The organism is Paenibacillus sp. FSL H7-0756, from assembly GCF_038006765.1.
In the GTDB taxonomy this organism is placed as follows: Bacteria; Bacillota; Bacilli; order Paenibacillales; family Paenibacillaceae; genus Paenibacillus_AQ.
Window position 1 is genome coordinate 473,418 of record NZ_JBBOVT010000001.1, and the last position, 16,761, is coordinate 490,178.

14 protein-coding genes are annotated in these 16,761 nt (G+C 55.8%); 5 read left to right on the top strand and 9 right to left on the bottom strand.

Annotated features, from left to right (window positions below):
* Window positions 1–243: 243 nt before the first annotated feature.
* From NST04_RS02085 to NST04_RS02095, 3 genes are read right to left on the bottom strand one after another with little or no spacing between them, the layout of a single operon-like run.
* Window positions 244–1,143: a DNA-3-methyladenine glycosylase family protein gene (locus tag NST04_RS02085; RefSeq protein ID WP_341182973.1), complete on the bottom strand. Its 900-nt coding sequence runs from the start codon at window positions 1,141–1,143 to the stop codon at window positions 244–246.
* A complete protein-coding gene (locus NST04_RS02090) occupies window positions 1,124–1,708 on the bottom strand; it encodes a methylated-DNA--[protein]-cysteine S-methyltransferase (RefSeq protein WP_341182974.1) in 585 nt (194 codons plus the stop codon). The genes NST04_RS02085 and NST04_RS02090 overlap by 20 nt, the downstream gene beginning before the upstream one ends.
* Window positions 1,689–2,279 carry a bifunctional transcriptional activator/DNA repair enzyme AdaA gene (locus NST04_RS02095; protein WP_341182975.1) on the bottom strand — a complete coding sequence of 197 codons (591 nt, stop codon included), beginning with the start codon at window positions 2,277–2,279 and terminating at the stop codon, window positions 1,689–1,691. The genes NST04_RS02090 and NST04_RS02095 overlap by 20 nt, the downstream gene beginning before the upstream one ends.
* Window positions 2,280–2,504: 225 nt before the next feature.
* On the opposite strand from NST04_RS02095, the gene NST04_RS02100 reads away from it, so the two are divergent.
* Window positions 2,505–3,404, top strand: coding sequence for a GNAT family N-acetyltransferase (locus NST04_RS02100; RefSeq protein WP_341182976.1), 900 nt, complete (start codon window positions 2,505–2,507; stop codon window positions 3,402–3,404).
* Between the two features lie 22 nt (window positions 3,405–3,426).
* Window positions 3,427–4,305: an AraC family transcriptional regulator gene (locus tag NST04_RS02105; protein WP_341182977.1), complete on the top strand. Its 879-nt coding sequence runs from the start codon at window positions 3,427–3,429 to the stop codon at window positions 4,303–4,305.
* Between the two features lie 77 nt (window positions 4,306–4,382).
* On the opposite strand, the gene NST04_RS02110 is transcribed toward NST04_RS02105, so the two are convergent.
* Entirely contained in the window at window positions 4,383–4,865 is a 483-nt protein-coding gene (locus NST04_RS02110) for a hypothetical protein (RefSeq protein ID WP_341182978.1), read from the bottom strand.
* A gap of 134 nt (window positions 4,866–4,999) precedes the next feature.
* Between NST04_RS02110 and NST04_RS02115 the strand changes: the two genes are divergently transcribed.
* Window positions 5,000–5,845 carry a copper amine oxidase N-terminal domain-containing protein gene (locus NST04_RS02115; protein WP_341182979.1) on the top strand — a complete coding sequence of 282 codons (846 nt, stop codon included), beginning with the start codon at window positions 5,000–5,002 and terminating at the stop codon, window positions 5,843–5,845.
* A 5-nt stretch (window positions 5,846–5,850) separates the two neighbouring features.
* Here NST04_RS02115 and NST04_RS02120 read toward each other — a convergent pair whose 3' ends face one another.
* The 4 genes from NST04_RS02120 to NST04_RS02135 all read right to left on the bottom strand — a co-directional run bounded on the left by NST04_RS02120 (window position 5,851) and on the right by NST04_RS02135 (window position 10,963).
* Window positions 5,851–6,018, bottom strand: coding sequence for a hypothetical protein (locus NST04_RS02120; RefSeq protein ID WP_341182980.1), 168 nt, complete (start codon window positions 6,016–6,018; stop codon window positions 5,851–5,853).
* 381 nt (window positions 6,019–6,399) lie between these two features.
* On the bottom strand, window positions 6,400–7,404 hold the full coding sequence (gene kdgT / locus NST04_RS02125; RefSeq protein WP_341182981.1) for a 2-keto-3-deoxygluconate transporter: 1,005 nt from the start codon (window positions 7,402–7,404) through the stop codon (window positions 6,400–6,402).
* Between the two features lie 42 nt (window positions 7,405–7,446).
* Entirely contained in the window at window positions 7,447–8,463 is a 1,017-nt protein-coding gene (locus NST04_RS02130; RefSeq protein WP_341182982.1) for a tripartite tricarboxylate transporter substrate binding protein, read from the bottom strand.
* Window positions 8,464–8,644: 181 nt separating this feature from the next.
* Entirely contained in the window at window positions 8,645–10,963 is a 2,319-nt protein-coding gene (locus NST04_RS02135; RefSeq protein ID WP_341182983.1) for a helix-turn-helix domain-containing protein, read from the bottom strand.
* Between the two features lie 185 nt (window positions 10,964–11,148).
* Between NST04_RS02135 and NST04_RS02140 the strand changes: the two genes are divergently transcribed.
* Both NST04_RS02140 and NST04_RS02145 read left to right on the top strand, forming a co-directional pair.
* A complete protein-coding gene (locus NST04_RS02140) occupies window positions 11,149–12,786 on the top strand; it encodes an SWIM zinc finger family protein (protein ID WP_341182984.1) in 1,638 nt (545 codons plus the stop codon).
* Complete coding sequence (locus NST04_RS02145) at window positions 12,783–15,824, top strand: DEAD/DEAH box helicase (RefSeq protein ID WP_341182985.1); 3,042 nt, start codon at window positions 12,783–12,785, stop codon at window positions 15,822–15,824. Before NST04_RS02140 ends, NST04_RS02145 begins: the two co-directional genes overlap by 4 nt.
* A 113-nt stretch (window positions 15,825–15,937) precedes the next feature.
* Here NST04_RS02145 and NST04_RS02150 read toward each other — a convergent pair whose 3' ends face one another.
* Window positions 15,938–16,732 carry a hypothetical protein gene (locus NST04_RS02150; protein ID WP_341182986.1) on the bottom strand — a complete coding sequence of 265 codons (795 nt, stop codon included), beginning with the start codon at window positions 16,730–16,732 and terminating at the stop codon, window positions 15,938–15,940.
* Between the last annotated feature and the right edge of the window lie 29 nt (window positions 16,733–16,761).

Sequence of the window (16,761 nt, forward strand, 5' to 3'; positions counted from 1 at the left end):
GGCTGAGGTAACATTGGGCCGATGGGCATTGCGGGCAACACACATTGGGGGAAATACTATGCTCAAAGCCGATGTGCCTGTGCGCTGGCCGAATGTAATCGGTTTTTCGATTACATTCGCCCCGGTAGCCATCGCGCCGTCCAATTGTGGTCGGTTTTCCCACCACATCCGCATTGGGCAGCTCAGCCGCAACAACGCAAACAAAGCACGGTCCCGCCATACTTAAGGGGACCGTGCTTTGTTCTAATATAACGCCCGCCACAAGTAAAAGGTGGCGTATGCTTCCCAGCCTTGCCACGGCCGGGCCAGCTCCAGCAGCTCCGCCGGTGTCGGCTTGCGGTCCATGCCGGTCAGATGCTTGATCACGTTCTGCAGGCCGACATCGCCGACCGGATAAGAGGAAGCATCGCGCAGGCAGCGCATGCGGACATATTGCGAGGTCCACGGGCCGATCCCGCGGATCTGCAGCAGCCGCTGCTCGGCGGCGGCCGGGGACGGTAGCGCCAGCAGCTCCTCCCGGCTTAGCTCCCCGCTCGTGATCAGCGAGGCTACGGTAAGCACTGTCTGTGCTTTGCTGCGGGTTAGCTGCAAGGCGCATAACTCCTCGATCTGCACCTCTGTGAACACCTCCGGGCCAGGGAAACGGTAGTAGGTCTGCCCCTCCCATTCCAGCGCTTCCCCATATTCAGCGGTCAGCCGCTGCTTCAGCCTGTAGGCAAAAGCCAGATTCACCTGCTGCCCCAGAATCGCCCAGCATAACGCCTCGAACAGATCCGGGATGCCGATGATCCGCAGCCCCCGGTGCTCGCTTGCCAAGGGTCCGAGCAGCGGGTCCGCCGCCGCCAGACTGTAGAACGGGGCAAGATCACGGTCCAGATCAAACCATTCCACAATGTAGCGGGACAGCACTTCCTGCTCCAGCACACTAGGGATCGCCCCATGCAGCCGGATTACACTCAGCTTGTGATCTTCAGACACACTGAGTCTCACGAGGAGCGGGCCGCCCTCTATCCTGAACATCCGGCTGACGCCTGCTTCATCCGTGCGGAATAAGCATTCCAGCGGCGAGCGGTTCATGTACTCCAGACAGGCCCCCAGGTCGAAGTCTTCCGGCAGCGGCAGCTTAAAAAGCAAATCGTTCATGACCAGCCGCCTTTACATTCAGAATCCCCTCCAGCTGTAACAGCTCCTGCTTCATCTGGAGTCCGCCCCGGAAGCCGGTTAAGGTACCGTTTGCGCCAATCACCCGGTGGCAGGGTACAATAACCGGCACCGGGTTCTGCCCGTTGGCCGCGCCGACAGCGCGAACCGCCAACGGTCTGCCGATCCGCTCAGCCAATTGCTTGTAGCTGGCTGTCTCGCCATGCGGGATGGTCAGCAGCCCCCGCCATACCTCCTGCTGAAACGGAGTGCCCCACAGATCCAGCTCCACACTGCTGAAATCCACCGGCTCTCCGGCAAAATACCGCTCCAGCAGCGTTATCACCCCAAGCTGCTCAAATCTCCCGGCATCCTCTATGAGCTCATGGGCAGGCGCATACATTTTCAACCAGGAGGCGGGTAATTGCCCTTCGTCCTGCGGGAAGGATACGCGGATCAGGCCTTTATCGCTGGCCCACAGGGTCCACTCCCCGTTTCCGGGATTCAGGGTATGATAATAAATCGTGATAGTATCTGTACTCCGGCTGTTATTCCGGTTTGGATTCATGTTGATTTCCTCCTTCGTTATGCTTGCTGCGGTACTCTGTAGGGGACAGCCCTGTCTTCTTCACGAACCAGGCGGCAAAATGAGAGGGTGTACGGAACCCCACAGCCCCGCCTACTTCAGCTATCCCCGCCGCAGTCTGCGTCAGCAGCCTGCAGGCTTCTTCTGTGCGCAGTGTGTCCAGTCTGGCAGCAGGTGACAGGCCGGTAACCCGCTTATAGGTGCGCTGCAGGTGGAACGGGCTGACCTTCAGCTCTTCCGCCATCGACTGCAGGGTCAGCTTGCTGCCGAACCGCCCGTCCATAATGGCATCTGCCTGCGCTGCCAGGACCGCATCCGGCCGGAGGGTGCCGCCTTCCTCGGGGCGGCATCTTTTGCAGGGACGGAAGCCTGACGAAATAGCCTCCTGCAAGGAGCCATAGAATACAACATTCGCTGCCTTCGGCGTTCTCGCCCGGCAGGACGGACGGCAGACAATATGGGTCGTCAGCACCGCCGTATAGTAAATCCCGTCATAGGTCGGCTCGCGCCGCACCACCGTTTCATAGATATGCTCGAACAATTGCGGGTCCATCCCCATCACCTCTTACCGCCAGTATAAACGATTCTTTTCGGCTTATGCAGCCTATTGAAATAGGAGAGCAAGATTACGACAGTCCCTACTTTTCAACAAACAATTGGAAAAATGTATCTTACCTAGCCAGTTTCCAATCAATGTTCGGAAAAAAGTGGAAAAATAGCAGCTAGTAATGCTATTATTGACTGCTTGAATTAAAGTCAGGGGAGGACACAAAACCCAATGAAGCTATCAGATATCCGCTGCGAACGCCTAAGTAAGCAGGATTCTCTCGCAGCCGCAAAACTATTAAGCCTGGACGCGGATACGGGTCCTGACCTCCTGAAGGTGCTGGAAGAGGAGCCGGAACTGTTTATTGCCGCTTATGTGGAAGAGACGCTTATTGCATTAGTCCAAATGGAAGCGCCTGCCCCTCAGTCTTATTTAAATGTATTCGTCGCCCCGCAGCATCGCCGGCAAGGCATTGGCAGGGCCTTGATCCAGGCGGCAGAAACTCAATTACAGGCAGGCGGAACCCGAAAGGTCAGTACTTCTGTCCGGTCCGGTGTGTCCTCTTCCCTTGCGTTTGCCCGCAGCCTTGGCTATGCTCCGTACTATTCACTTATTTATATGGAGCGGACCGGCAGTGCTTTTCCTCAGGAGACGGCTTCAGCAAGGTTGTATAGAGATGAGGATTTTGTTGACGCCCATTCGCTGTATGCTACTGCTTTTCATGAAATGCGGGTGCGGGTCGGCTGCTTCCCCGATTCTGTGGTTGCAGAGCCTAATGAAGGCAGACGAAATGCCTGGGCAGCGAATGCGCACGAGCGGCTGGTCTATGAGCTTGACGGGGAAGTCGTTGCTTACAGCCACATCCACAGGAATGAAATTAGCAGTGTTAGTGTACGTTCTGACCTTCAGGGACGCGGAATCGGACGAACCTTCGTGAAGTACTTATGTAATGAGATCTACCGGCGCGGCTATACAAGCGTTACCCTATCCTGCGTCGTTGGGAATGAAGCCATACATTTGTATAACAGCCTCGAATTTCAGGAATCGCATCGAATGGAGTATATGATAAAAAGTCCGGACAACTCAGAGCATTCCCGGTCAGGCCCTTCCCTGCCCGCTTCTCTACAATGAATAGTGAAAGGGAGATGAGGAGATGGAGACGATACGGCTGCTCCAGCAGGCGATTGATTACGTAGAGCAGAATCTGCAAAACGCCATCGGCGTCGAGGATATTGCCGGAGCGGCGATGACCTCGAAGTACCATTTTCAGCGGATGTTCCATGCCTTGACAGGATTCACTGTTACCGAATATGTTCGCAACCGGAGGCTCACACTGGCGGCGGAAGAGTTGGCTGGAACGGACGGGAAGGTAATCGACATTGCGCTGAAGTATGGGTACGAGACGCCGGAGGCCTTCACAAGAGCGTTTCAGCGGGTGCATGGAGTGACCCCCAATATGGCGAAGAAAAAGAACGTGAAGCTCAAATCGTTCTCCCGCCTCTCCTTTCAAATTCAGATCAAAGGGGAAACTGAAATGAATTATCGGATGGTTGAAGAGAAGGGTTGCCTCGTCATTGGAAAAGAGGTTGTCGTTCACAAGGATGCTTACACAGAAATACCCGCGTTCGTTGAGAAAATCTGGAACGATGGAACGCATGACCGGATTAACGAATGTGCCGGAAGACCCGCAGGTTCACTGCTGTTCGGTTATTATTACGACTTCCGTGAAGATGGGACCAAACGGTATCTCATGGGAACGGAACTGCCGGAAGGACAGGACGTCCCGGAGGAGCTTGACCACCTGACTGTGCTTGACCAGACGTATGCTGTATTCGAAAGCCGTGATTCGTTTTCCGGGGACACAGAGTTAGGCCTTGCGATTCTGGATGTGTGGCGGCGGATCTATTCGGAATGGTTCCCGTCGTCAGGCTTTGAGCAAGTGGAAGGGCCTTGTCTGGAGAAGTACTACTGGACGGACGACACACATGAGGAGTCAATCTGCGAGGTATGGATTCCTGTGGTGAAGAAATAAATACAAGATTACTGATAAGCCCTCTATCAGCCATAACGGCATCTGGAGGGCTTTTTTTCGGGCCAGGGTAATGAATTCTATGATTCTCCTACGAGCTTGTTTACTTTTGAAGCAAAAGCATCCCAGCTTGTATCATATCCAACACCGTAATTCCATCCGTTAGTACGCAGCCTTTGAGCTAAATGGATGTAATCAGCACGTTGCTTATCATTTAGGCTAACATCAAAAGTACCGTCACCCACCTTAAACGCATTTATATAATCGTACAATTTCATTAAAATATTTTCCTTCTCTTTATCGCTTTCCATTCCACTGTGTAAGATAATCGAATCGATCGCATCATCTAGTTTCTGTGTAACAAGAGTTTCATTTTCCCAATTATGATCTTGTTGATACTGTATAGTTGCCTCAAGTTGAGTTAGATCTCGTTGAATATAAGCATTCAGTAATTCATGTCTCAACTCTTCATTCCTACTGACACGCTTAAACTCCATAAAAAACATAGCATTTCCGAATAGAGAAACTACTAAAGCTACTAAAATCCAGTCCTTTTTGTTCATGCTTTCCCCCATACTTATCCTAATTTGGATTTCACGTTATAATCAATATATACTAATTACTGGAAGGGAATGATTGGTCAATGTCTTCATTCAAAAGGTGGCTTCCTGCCTGTTGCATTATGCTGTTCATGCTTATGCTTCCCAACGTTATTCTGGCAGCCCCTGCTTCCAGCCCGGCCCGGTCAACCACAAGACCTATACAGGTCAACATCGATGGTGCTTTTATCTCCGCTGATCGCAGTCCCTTCATACTGGCTGGCCGAACGATGATTCCCATCCGCACGCTTGCTTCCCTGGGGCTTCACTATTCCTGGGATGGTATCCGCCATACAGTAACGATTACGAATTCCTCCAATGACCAATTTGAAATGACTCAGAGACAATCGATTGCCTATAAGAATGGCGTACCGTTACAAATGGATAGTGAAGCCAATAATTACAACGGACGACTCATGGTTCCCGCAAAGTTTATCAGTGAGGCATTTGGATACAGTGTGTACTATGAAAAAATAAGGGAAATCATCTTCATTCAGTCCAAGAATTTCACTCCTGATACCCAGGCCATCCATTCAGCAGATCTTAAGCAGGCCCGCCTGGCGGCCATTTCGTTGCCGGTTCGCTACTCTTTCAAGCCCGGTGCAAGTGTACAAAGTGACCACTCCCAATACTATAGCTATTCCTTTGCCTCAAAGGACGCCACCCGCTATGCCTACAGCAATGGAGAAATAACCACAGTGGTTGAGATTACAGGCACAACGGCAAAAGCCATATGGGAGGCTTCGGAGGCAGATATCCCCGGTTATCCGGCAACTACGTTCGGCGGTGTGCAGCCAGCGTATATTTCCGATCTGTTTCAGGATTCTTTTAGCTACGACAACGGGGTGTATAGCGGTTATCAGAGGCTTAGCGACGGCACTGTTGCTACATTTAAATTCCCCGGCCTCTCTTACACGGAGCTGATCCGGGCCATCCCGGAGTAAGGAACCTATATGCCAAAGTTAGCCCCCGGGAAAAGGGTGTACCGGTCCAGATATTTTGCCGTATCCGGCACCCTTTTCACGGACTTGATTTTCCCCTGCCCAAAAACAAAGTTCCACTGCTCCACCTTCACCTTGTATTCATCCTCCGCAGTCACTCTCTGGACAATCCGCACCGTTAAGGTGCTGTCTGTATCATATCACTTGCCAATTCTGAGCATTTCCTCTCACCGACCGCATGTATGGATCACATTGTTGCATTTTTTGCAGGATTCTTCTAAAGAATCTTATGGGCTACGGCACATTGTTGCATCATTTGCAGGAATTTCGGTGTTTAGAGCAAGTTAGAGCTGGCATTGTTGCATTTCATACACGATTTCAGCATCTGGCGCTTCTTTGGGGCAGTATTGCTGCACTTCTTGCAGGATTTCTCGTTCTACTCTTCATTCAGATGATTCAAAAAAAGCCCCCGGAGCAGCCCTAACGCTGTCCGGGGGTTCTAATTGACATAGAATTAATTCACTCTAATATGTTGAAATCACGTTGTTATCCGCTGTTTAGCCTGCTGCCTTCTGAGTTTTAGCACCTATAGGTCCCTCTGCTGCCGGAGGGTTCTTTTTCTTCATGTAGTCGGAATAGTAAGCGGTGATGATCGGGACGAGAATGGACGTAACGATTACAGATGCGGCTACCAGCGCTGTAGCAGACTGGGCGGCCGGCAGGAATTCGGGCTTCATGTTCGCTACCAGCATAGGGTTGGCGACAGCAGCACCGGCGGTACTGGAGGCAGCGAGTCCGGCAGTTCCGTTACCGCGGCCAATGAACTTGTCGGCCAGAATCAGCGGGATACCGGTAATAATGATAACGACAACGCCAAGCAGAATGCCGAGCAGGCCGGTGTCCACAATCACGCCAAGGTCGATCGAGCTGCCCAGGGCGAAGCCGAAGAAGGGAATGAGCGTCTGGGTAGCTTTGCCGAAGTAAGCGCGCAGATCATGATCCAGGTTACCCAGAATGAACCCGACGAGGAACGGCAGGACAGCGCCGATGAAGAGATGCGGTTCAAACACGGCCACACCGGTGCTGCCCAGAATAAGCATGGTTACGAGCGGCCCGGATTCGAGTGACATCAGCACGAAGGCACCGGATTCTTCCTTGGTCCCATACTGCTGCATAATAGAGGCGTACAAGCCGCCGTTGGTCATATCCATAGCGGAGATGATAGCGAGGACCGACAGTCCGGCGAAGAAGCCCGTCTGCACCCCGCCCTCGGGCAGGAACTGGATGGCGATCATGGCAACAACCCAGGCTACGGCAATCTTGGTCAATACCAGCGTACCCGATTTGCGCAGTACGGTTCCGGTAGCTCTGACATCAATTGCGGCTCCCATACAGAAGAACCACACGGCCAGAATCGGTACGGTGCCCGTCATCAGACCTTTGGTGAACCCTCCGAAATATTCGCCCGCATCCGGAAAAGCAGTGTGAATGATCGCTCCCAGAAATAGGGGAATTAGCATCATTCCGCCGGGGATCCGATCCAGTGTCTTTTTGATTTTCATATGATTACCATACCCTTCTTACTCATGATGAGTGTGTATTATCTACTTGCGGCTTAGTCCAAGCTCGGGAATCATGGCGGCGAACAGATCATCGCTCTCCTTGAGCTGCTTCGCAAAGGCTTTGCCGTCCTTCACCAGCAGCCCCAGCCCGTTCGAGTTCATATATTCGCGGAATTCCCTGTCTTCAGTCCCTTTGATAAATGCCCCGGCTAATACCTCCGCAATCGCATCCGGCGTATCCTTCGGCACAGCCAGTCCTCTCCATGTTCCCGTGAAGTTCACGTGTATGCCGGTCTGCTCTTCCAGGGTTGGCACATCCGGCAGCGCCTCTGAGCGCTTATCGGCATTGACTGCCAGCATCCGCAGCTTGCCTTCATCCACATACTTCTTCACCTCGGCGGGACTGACCGGTACCGCATCCACGAATCCGTCCATTAAGGCGGAGACGGCCGGCCCTGCACCTTCAAAGGGAATATGCGCGAACTTCACACCGGTCTCCCGTTCCAGGGTTACGGCGGCCAAGTGCCAAATGCTCCCCGTGCCTGCGTTTCCCATTTTCAGTTCCTCTGGATGCGCTTTCGCAAAGTCGAGAAATTCATTAACGTCCTGCCATGGCGCGTCCTGTCTTACGGTGATGGCGGAAGGATCAAAATTCGTTTGAGCGATCGGTTTGAATCTCTCATAGGTAATCGGCAATAACCCCAGATGCGGAAGAATCGTCAGCTCGGCCGGCAAAAAAGTAACGGTATAGCCGTCTCCCTTCGCATTCGCGCCTTCCATCAGTCCTACGGAGCCCCCGCCGCCGGTGCGGTTAACCACAATTACCGGCTGGCCCAGCACCTTCTCTGCCGCGGTGGCGAGCGCTCGCGCGGTGGCGTCCGTTCCTCCTCCTGCGGCATATGGCACAAGCAGTGTGATGGGCCGTCCGGGATAACCGGTGCCGGCAGTCTCCTGGCCCGAGCCGCCATCTGCAGGATTACCGATTCTAAGAATCAACAGGACCAAAGCTGCTGCAGCTGCTGTCCATAGCCCTATTTGAGTTGATCGTTTCAAATCCATCCCTCTTCTCTAATATAGAAGTAATCGGGCAGCCCGCAGATGCTTAATGCCTATGCCTGGCCTTGCGCCCATCCCCTCACCCCCGTTTACTTTGAGTATCCGCACCCTGCCTTGGAGGATGTGAAAGTTTTCTCAAATAGAACTTTATCGTAATCGGGGGTGTTTCTTCAATCGTATAATCCTATTCCGAATCCTCAGAAACGCCGGAATGGTGCGGTTTTGGCCGATCTGCATACTCCTTGGAAGATTTGCTGCTCTCCCTGAACTTGCCGGGTGTGGTCGATTTAATCTTGCGGAAGACCCGGATGAAGCTGTTCTCATTCTGATAACCCACCCGCTGGGCAATTTCGGCAATTCTCAGACTGCTGTCCTGCAGCAGCTCACAGGCTCTATCGATTCGTAGATTGGTCAGATAGTCATATACCGTAGTTCCGGTCTCTTCCTTGAAGATGGTGCTCACCGAGGATACTCCCATGTTCACATGGGAGGCGATATCAGACAGCCCGATATTGAATTGCAGATTGTCCTTCATATACTCTATAAGATCCTGAACCAGCAGGAACTCCTTCGATTGCCGGTGCGCCCCAAAGGCTTCCGATAGCTGAACCGCTATGCTGCACAGCATCTGCTCAATCTCATTAAGCTCCATTGTCGTCACCTGATGCCAGGTGTAGTCTGCCAGCTCCGCAGGTACCGGGTATCCCCCGGCAGCAGCTATATGCAGAATCTCCTCCAGCAGGTCACTTAGCGAGCGGAATACTTTAAGCGGCTGAATTCCCCGCTTGCGGGTCTCGGCGATACCTCTGCGGACCCAATCCTGTGCAGCGGCAGCATCGGATGCTCTAAGGGCGTTCAGCATTTCCTGCTTCCAGACCTCATCCGCAGCCCCGATGCTCTCTTCATATTTATTCTCTGCACGGGAATAGACCCGTACATGGGAATACCCTTCATATAACCGGTAGGAGAGCGCAGTCTGCGCCTCTGAGTAGGACTGGGCGATACGGGTAATGGAGCCCGCTTGTTCACCGATGCCAACGGACACCGGAATCTTCAGCACTTCGGGCATGGCAGACGCCAGCTTCCGGGCAACTGCGTACAGCTCCTGCTCTTCCCCGCCTGCCGCCTGTAACAGGATGACGAGACTGTCCTGCTGCGGTGCAGCGACCACGGTCCGCCAGGAGGCTTCGCAGATTTCATAGGCCATGTTAATCATCGCGTATTTGAGCAGCATTTGATCCTCTTCCTTAAAGCCCGCAGACCACTGGGTATGCCGGTCTATGGATAAGACCAGCAGCTCGAACGGACCTTCCTTCCAGCCGTTAAAATAGTGCTCAAACCGCGTATGTGTCTCCTGGGTGCCGATACTCCGTGTGATCAGGTCCTGCAGGAATTTGGAGCGCAGCTCCGGGAGACTCCAGTCCGCCACCAGCGATTTACTGCGGAAGTCACCGACCAGCTTGCCGATGACCGGCTCCAGATCGTACAGCCCGCCCTGCCCGGATGCCTTCTGCTCAGGAAGCAGCAGCTTGTTAATCCGTTTGAGCGGCCGGAAGGCGGCAAAATTGTAATAATACATGGCAGCGAGACCTACGGCGATGGAGATTAGTGACAGCATCAGCATCATATTGCGGGCAATCTTCACATTTTTGAGCAGCTGCTCCATGGGTACGAGCGAAAGCAGGCGCCAGCCGGTCACATTGGAGAAGGTCTGATTCGCCATATAGGCCTGGCCTCCGATGGTGACATGGGCAAAGGGACTGACATCGATGTCCTCCAGCACCTTCCCCAGCTCCGCCAGCGGGAACGGAAGATTCAGCTTGGGGTAGATAAGCTCTCCCTCCAGGTTATATACGAGCTGGTAGCTGGAGAGATGGGTGTACATTTTGGAGAACAGTGTATCGTAATCCAGATCAATCAGTACGGCACCGGCCACTTCCCCGTTCACCACGACCGGCCGGGCGAGTGATAACAGCTCAGTATCACCGGGGCGGGAACCGGTTCCGGTGTTGAGTCTTCTTTTGATCAAAAGCGGCTTCTCCTTCATTCCCCCGATCCAGGACTCCCATTCATGCTCAGGCGCCTCCCCCCAGGACGGAACATAGCCGTAGCGGCTGGAGAGCACAGACCGGTCCTTGAACTTGACCACACTGATTGCGTGTACATCCGGCTCTGTCGCCAGCGCCTTGAGGTATTCCTGCGCCGCTGCGGCTCTGCCGCGGTTATCCGCCTTAGCCGCATCGATATAGCTCAGCACAGCAGGATGGAAGGACAGATCCACCGCCTTGTTGTCGGATTCCCGGAAGGCCCGGTTCGTAACATCTACATTAATCTGCAGCAGTTCAATATTCGGTGTATTCAGCTCGGTGTCCAGTGCATTGCGGTACTCTTTATAGGAGAATAGACCAATCACAGTAATCAGCAGAGATACCCCGGCTGTCAGCATCAGGATTAGACGGTTCTGTCTGCTCTGCAGCAGGTATTTCAATTTAAATCGCAGCATTGCTTAAGTTTCATCCTTCCAGCGGTTGCTCATAGGTTTAGATTTCAGATTAGCATGTTCTCCTAATATTTCAATATGGGGCATATCATACCTGCCAGGATTTCAGACTTTTGCGGGATACGCTATACAATAATGATATAATGGAACGACGGATTCACCCAATCTGCTACAGGAGAACGATAGCGATGCAGTCAAATTATATGATGGATGCTGCCGGGTGGGATAAGCTCATCTCGGAGGTTGCCCATTCTTTCGATGATCTGACCCTGAAACGGGGATTTCAATATTATAAGCAGCAGCGCGTGCAAGTCTATAGAATGATCACGCCGCACAGAATTATGGCGCTGGTCGAAGGCCGGGAGGATTATGCGGTCTCCATTGACCTGGACGATCTGCAGGAGAGTCATTGTGATTGCCCGGTATCCGGGATGTGCAAGCATATGGCGGCGGTGCTGATGCGATACGCTGAGGAGCAGGCGCAGCCTGTGCATTCCATCGCGAACGCCAAGGCGCTGGTCAACCAGCCCAAGATTCATTCCGCTGCGGCGTCCGCTGTTCCGGGACGGCGCGGGGAACAATTGAAGAAGCTGGCCGCCCTGATTCCTGAGGCTACGGTGCAGCAGTGGCGGGAATACATGGCGCTGCTGGTGGAGCCGCTTGCTCATACGGTGCGTAACCCGCAGTATGCGGACCGGGCGCTTGCCGCCATCACCGGGGGCCAGCCTAAGCTGCCTCCCGCTGCTGCCCAGCTGTTCAAGCTCCATGCTCATCTCTGTGTGCTGGAGAGCATCCTCAGACCCGGCGGGCATTCCCCCGCGGCGAACCCCATGTCCCTTGGTTATTCCGTGGGCTACTATACCTCTATTGCCATTTCCGAGCTGCAAAAACATATCATAAAGCTGATGGAGCAAGGTCTGCCGCTGGCGGAGGCCCCTGAGGAGTGGCCGAGAGTCTACGATACGATTGCCTATCTGCGGACCGAGATGCTGAACGAAACGCGCGACCGCGCCAGAGAACAGCCTTATTTCTCAGCATGTTACAGCCTGCTGTGGATCAACTGGATTACCCCGAATCTAAGCGGACCGGAGCTGTATACCAAGGAGCTGGCGGAGCTGCACAAGGCCGGAGAAAACCTGAGTGCCGCTGCTCCCCGCCATGCCCTGCTGCTGGCTGAGAGCCGGATGCATGCGCTGCTGCATGAGGATGCGGCCGCTATTGAGAAGCTGAACGCCGCGTCCGAACGGCCCGGGCTGCACCCGGAGGAGCTGATCAGCTTCCTGCCTCCGCTGGCCGAAGTCGGCGAGTGGAGACGCCTGACCCTGTGGCTGGCTGCGCTCGGCCCGCTGCTGAACAGCCGGATGTACAATCTGCTGGATTATGCGGGCTACTGGGATGAGACTGTCCGTCACCTGCCCGAAGAAGAGCCGCTGATGTGGGAGACGCTGTCGGGGATGCTGCCGCACTCACGCGAGATCTATGAAGCTCAGCTGCTCGCCTACGGCAAATGGCAGGAATGGATGGATATGCAGATCGCCTCCGGTCATCAGCCTGCCGACTTCCGGGTGAGCGACCTGCAGCCGATCGAGAAGAATGCGCCGGAGCTGCTCCTGCCGTTCTACCATCAGGCGGTGGAGCGCTTCGTGCTGGAGAAGAACCGGCACAGCTACAAAGCGGCCGTGAAGCTGCTCAAGCGGCTCGCCAAGCTGTACAAAAAACTGAAACGCGAAGCACGCTGGGAAGTATTCCTGGACGGCTTCACGGATAGGCACAGCCGCCTGCGCGCCCTGCAGGAGGAGCTGCGGAAAGGAAAACTGATTCCATGAATATGAAGATGCGTAATATTACCGTCCAGCTCGCCCTTACCCAGTATGGCGATGCGCTGATCTATGGCGTGGATGACCGCGATGATTATATGCCCGGTGTCCAGCTCAAGCAGATGCTGTTCGCCTGGCATGAGGAATCCTTCTACGGCACGGAGCTTAGCACCTCGAAGGCCGATGAGGTCGAGCTGGTGGTGCTGCCTGCCGAGCAGGTCTTGCCGTTTTTTGCGGACCTGCGGCTGCTCCGGCACGTCGGCTGGAGCTGGCAGGGCGATGCCCAGCTGCTGACCCGGCTGGCCCCGCTGCTGGCCGGGATGCTGGAGGCCCGGCAATATGCCCCGAGCTTCGCAGCCTACCGTGAAGGCCAGCTCCGCTGGGCCTGGACGGAGCAAGTGCTGGCAGAAGCCGCCGAGGCAGACTGGGACGATGCGGCCGCGCTGCATCGTCTTCAGGAGCGCAGCGGGTTCGCCGAAGGGCTGCAGGCCGCCTTCTCGGCGGCGGTCTTCCAGCGGTACTACAGCACCGAGGCGCAGGCCGGTGATCTGCGCAGTGAATTCCCGCTGCTGTTCAGCGCAGGCGGGAGAAGCGCAGCCGGTATGGACGAGGACAGCTGGCTGATGTCCATCGGCTGGAAGGCAGACACCGCGCCGTTCCGGCCGGTGCTGCAGCTGCTTGAGCCTGACGATGAGCTGCCGCACTGGCGGCTCCAGCTGCTCCTCCAGGACAAGCGCGACGAGTCCGCGCTTGTGCCGCTGCGGCTCACCGGGGACGGCGAGCCGCATGGCACTTGGCCCGCAGCGTGGACAGCACATGTCCACGAGCGCGCGGGCGGGTGGCTGTCACGGCTGCGTGACAGCCTTCCGGAGCACATCGGGCGCGGCGCCGATGTGCTGGCAGAGCCGCTAAGCGACGAGGTCGCGTGGCGGTTCCTCACGGCCGACAGCCGCCTCCTGCTGGAGGCCGGCTGGCAGGTGCTGCTGCCGGCGTGGTGGGAAGCCGCCAGCCGCAGGAAGCCGCGCCTGCGCGCGAAGATCAGCTCCGGCACGGCTGAGGGCAGCCGCGGGCAGTCGCTGTTCGGCCTGGATGCGCTCGTCGATTTCGACTGGCGCATCTCCATCGGCGACGCCGACCTGTCCGAGGCGGAGTTCGCCGACCTCGTAGCGCGCGGGGAACGCCTCGTCCAGTTCCGCGGCAAGTGGATTCCGCTGGACCCTGCGCTGCTGGCGCAGATTCAGCGGGCCATGGCCGGGATGGACAAGTCGCGCGGCTTGTCCTTCCAGGATGTGCTGCAGCTGCACCTGCTGAACGAAGGTGCAGACGGCGATTTAGAGGAAGCGGAAGCACAGCGTGCCGAGGAGGAAGCGGTCCGCGTCCGGCTGGAGGTCGAGCTGAACGAGCATCTCGTGAAGCTGATCGGTCAGCTGGGCCAGCGCAGCCAGTGGCCGAAGCCGGAGGTGCCGGCCGGTCTGCATGCCGAGCTGCGAAGCTACCAGCATGAGGGCTTCGCCTGGCTGGTCTTCCTCCGCCGCTTCGGGCTGGGCGCTTGCCTGGCCGATGACATGGGGCTTGGCAAGACGGTGCAGCTGATCTCCTACCTGCTCCATCTGAAGGAGCAGGAGGAAGAAGCCGCAGCTTCCGGCGCACCCGTAGCCCGGCGGCAGACCGAGCCGGCCGGCTGGCCTTCGCTGATCATCTGCCCCACCTCGGTGCTGGGCAACTGGCAGAAGGAGCTGCAGCGCTTTGCGCCTTCTCTGAACGTGATGCTGCATTACGGAAGCAGACGGCTGGATGCCGGATACTTCTACGGCGCGGCTTCGCAGGCGGATGTCGTGCTTACCTCTTACGCTACCGCTGCACTGGACCAGGAGCTGCTGAAGCAGTTCATCTGGGCAACCGTATGCCTGGATGAAGCACAGAATATCAAGAATGCCGGAACGAAGCAGTCCGCCGCCGTGCGCAGCTTCCCGGCCCTGCACCGGATCGCCCTGACCGGAACGCCGATTGAGAACAGGCTGTCCGAGCTGTGGTCGATCTACGATTTCATTACACCTGGTTATCTGGGCAGCCCGAAGGGGTTCCAGGACCGGTTCGCAAATGCCATCGAGAAAGAGCGCAATGCCGAGCGGACCGCCGATTTGCAGCGGCTGGTCAAGCCGTTCATGCTGCGCCGCAAGAAGAAGGACCCGGCGATCCAGCTTGATCTCCCGGATAAAAATGAGATGAAGACCTATATCAACCTGACAGCCGAGCAGGCCGCTCTCTACGACCAGAACGTGAACAGCCTGCTTGAACGGATGCAGAAGCTGGAGGGCATCGAACGCAAGGGGGCCATTCTCGCCGCCTTGACCAGCCTGAAGCAGCTCTGTGACCATCCGATGCTGCTGACCAAGGAGGCACTGCCTGAGCCGGAAGACGGCAGTGCTCTGGACACCACCTCCCTGATCGAACGCTCCGCCAAGCTGGAACGGCTGCTGGCCATGGTCCGCGAGCTGCGCGAGGAGAACGAGCGTTGCCTGATCTTCACCCAATATGTAGGCATGGGTAAGATGCTCCAGGCCGTACTTCAACAGGAGCTTCAGGAACCGGTGCTGTACTTGAACGGCAGCACGCCGAAGAGTATGCGCGACCGCATGATTGAGCGGTTCCAGGCTCCCGCGCTGCCTGCGGGCGAATCGGCTGCAGATGCAGCCGCCGGAGCGCAGCCGTCCGATCAGCCGAATGTATTCATCCTCTCGCTCAAAGCGGGCGGGGTTGGCCTCAACCTGACGGCCGCCAACCATGTGTTCCATTTCGACCGCTGGTGGAATCCGGCGGTGGAGAATCAGGCCACTGACCGTGCCTACCGCATGGGCCAGACCCGGGATGTGCAGGTGCACAAGTTCATCTCGCTCGGCACGCTGGAGGAGAAGATTGACGAGATGCTGGAGAGCAAGCAGCAACTCAGCGACGATGTCATCTCCGGCTCCGAGGGCTGGATCACCGAGCTGTCCACGGACGCGCTGAAGGATCTGTTCACGCTGCGCCGGGAATGGGTGGGATAACCCGCTGCTGCGGATACCCCCTGTTCCGGCTATCTTTTATCTGCTACAGGCCTGGCATTGGTCTGTTACCAGTCAGCCGGCGTGGCAAGTAACGGGCGTTCACCCGGCGGTCTTCACCATTGCTCAGACATTCTGAAGGTAACCGCCACATTGTCCTCACCGGCAAGCGAGCTGACCACCAGCGTGACCGGCAATAGCTGAAGATCGTAAGCGAGCCGCTGATTCAGCAGATTCGCCGCCACATTCTGGTACGCCCCGGATATGCCGGAGCCGATGCCTTGAGTCAGCACCCGTCCGCCTGTGACCGATGTACAGGTATAGTTCACCAGCAACGCTGTTTCAGTGACAGGGATAGCTGTAGTCGGCGTAGGGTAATTCACGAAAGCCCCGTTAACGGTCCCCCCGGCTATCACCTTATAGCGGATGGGGGTGGAGGCCAGAATCTCCAGCCCGTCTGGAACGATCTCGGATGCCACTGCCTCAGGAACGGCGATCGTGGTGCTTCTGCGGAAGCTGAGGGCTGCGGTGTCGCTGCCGGTTACGGGAATATTGTTACGGAATTCAGAGGTAATCCGGCTCACCGCTATGGGCTGCAGGGAAACGGGAATCCAGAGCCCGCCGCTGTCCACCAGATAGATCCGGACCCGGATCTGCTCCTGGGAGTAAGCAATGTTGAATTGAAAAAAATTCTGCGTAATATTATACGTTTTGGTCATAACTTCCCGATAGTTCGACTCAAACAGCTCCTGCGCGAACAGCGTTGCGGGGCTTACATCATTATTTAACCCGGTTAAATAGACCGTTCCCTGGGCTACACCATTGTTCACTACCTTCACCACAGCCTGACTGATGGGCCCTGCTCCCGGGGTAGGGTTCTTTGTTAACATATTGGTTGTTAATATAGGCATAGTTATCACCCTCCGATTAGAGCCGTATT

What these genes read in the sequence shown, in the direction of transcription:
- NST04_RS02085 (WP_341182973.1), bottom strand. Translation starts at nt 1,143, where the DNA reads ATGAACGATTTGCTTTTTAAGCTGCCGCTGCCGGAAGACTTCGACCTG.
- NST04_RS02090 (WP_341182974.1), bottom strand. Translation starts at nt 1,708, where the DNA reads ATGAATCCAAACCGGAATAACAGCCGGAGTACAGATACTATCACGATT.
- NST04_RS02135 (WP_341182983.1), bottom strand. Translation starts at nt 10,963, where the DNA reads ATGCTGCGATTTAAATTGAAATACCTGCTGCAGAGCAGACAGAACCGT.
- NST04_RS02105 (WP_341182977.1), top strand. Translation starts at nt 3,427, where the DNA reads ATGGAGACGATACGGCTGCTCCAGCAGGCGATTGATTACGTAGAGCAG.
- NST04_RS02150 (WP_341182986.1), bottom strand. Translation starts at nt 16,732, where the DNA reads ATGCCTATATTAACAACCAATATGTTAACAAAGAACCCTACCCCGGGA.
- NST04_RS02115 (WP_341182979.1), top strand. Translation starts at nt 5,000, where the DNA reads ATGCTTCCCAACGTTATTCTGGCAGCCCCTGCTTCCAGCCCGGCCCGG.
- NST04_RS02100 (WP_341182976.1), top strand. Translation starts at nt 2,505, where the DNA reads ATGAAGCTATCAGATATCCGCTGCGAACGCCTAAGTAAGCAGGATTCT.
- NST04_RS02110 (WP_341182978.1), bottom strand. Translation starts at nt 4,865, where the DNA reads ATGAACAAAAAGGACTGGATTTTAGTAGCTTTAGTAGTTTCTCTATTC.
- NST04_RS02095 (WP_341182975.1), bottom strand. Translation starts at nt 2,279, where the DNA reads ATGGACCCGCAATTGTTCGAGCATATCTATGAAACGGTGGTGCGGCGC.
- NST04_RS02140 (WP_341182984.1), top strand. Translation starts at nt 11,149, where the DNA reads ATGCAGTCAAATTATATGATGGATGCTGCCGGGTGGGATAAGCTCATC.
- NST04_RS02130 (WP_341182982.1), bottom strand. Translation starts at nt 8,463, where the DNA reads ATGGATTTGAAACGATCAACTCAAATAGGGCTATGGACAGCAGCTGCA.
- NST04_RS02145 (WP_341182985.1), top strand. Translation starts at nt 12,783, where the DNA reads ATGAATATGAAGATGCGTAATATTACCGTCCAGCTCGCCCTTACCCAG.
- kdgT (WP_341182981.1), bottom strand. Translation starts at nt 7,404, where the DNA reads ATGAAAATCAAAAAGACACTGGATCGGATCCCCGGCGGAATGATGCTA.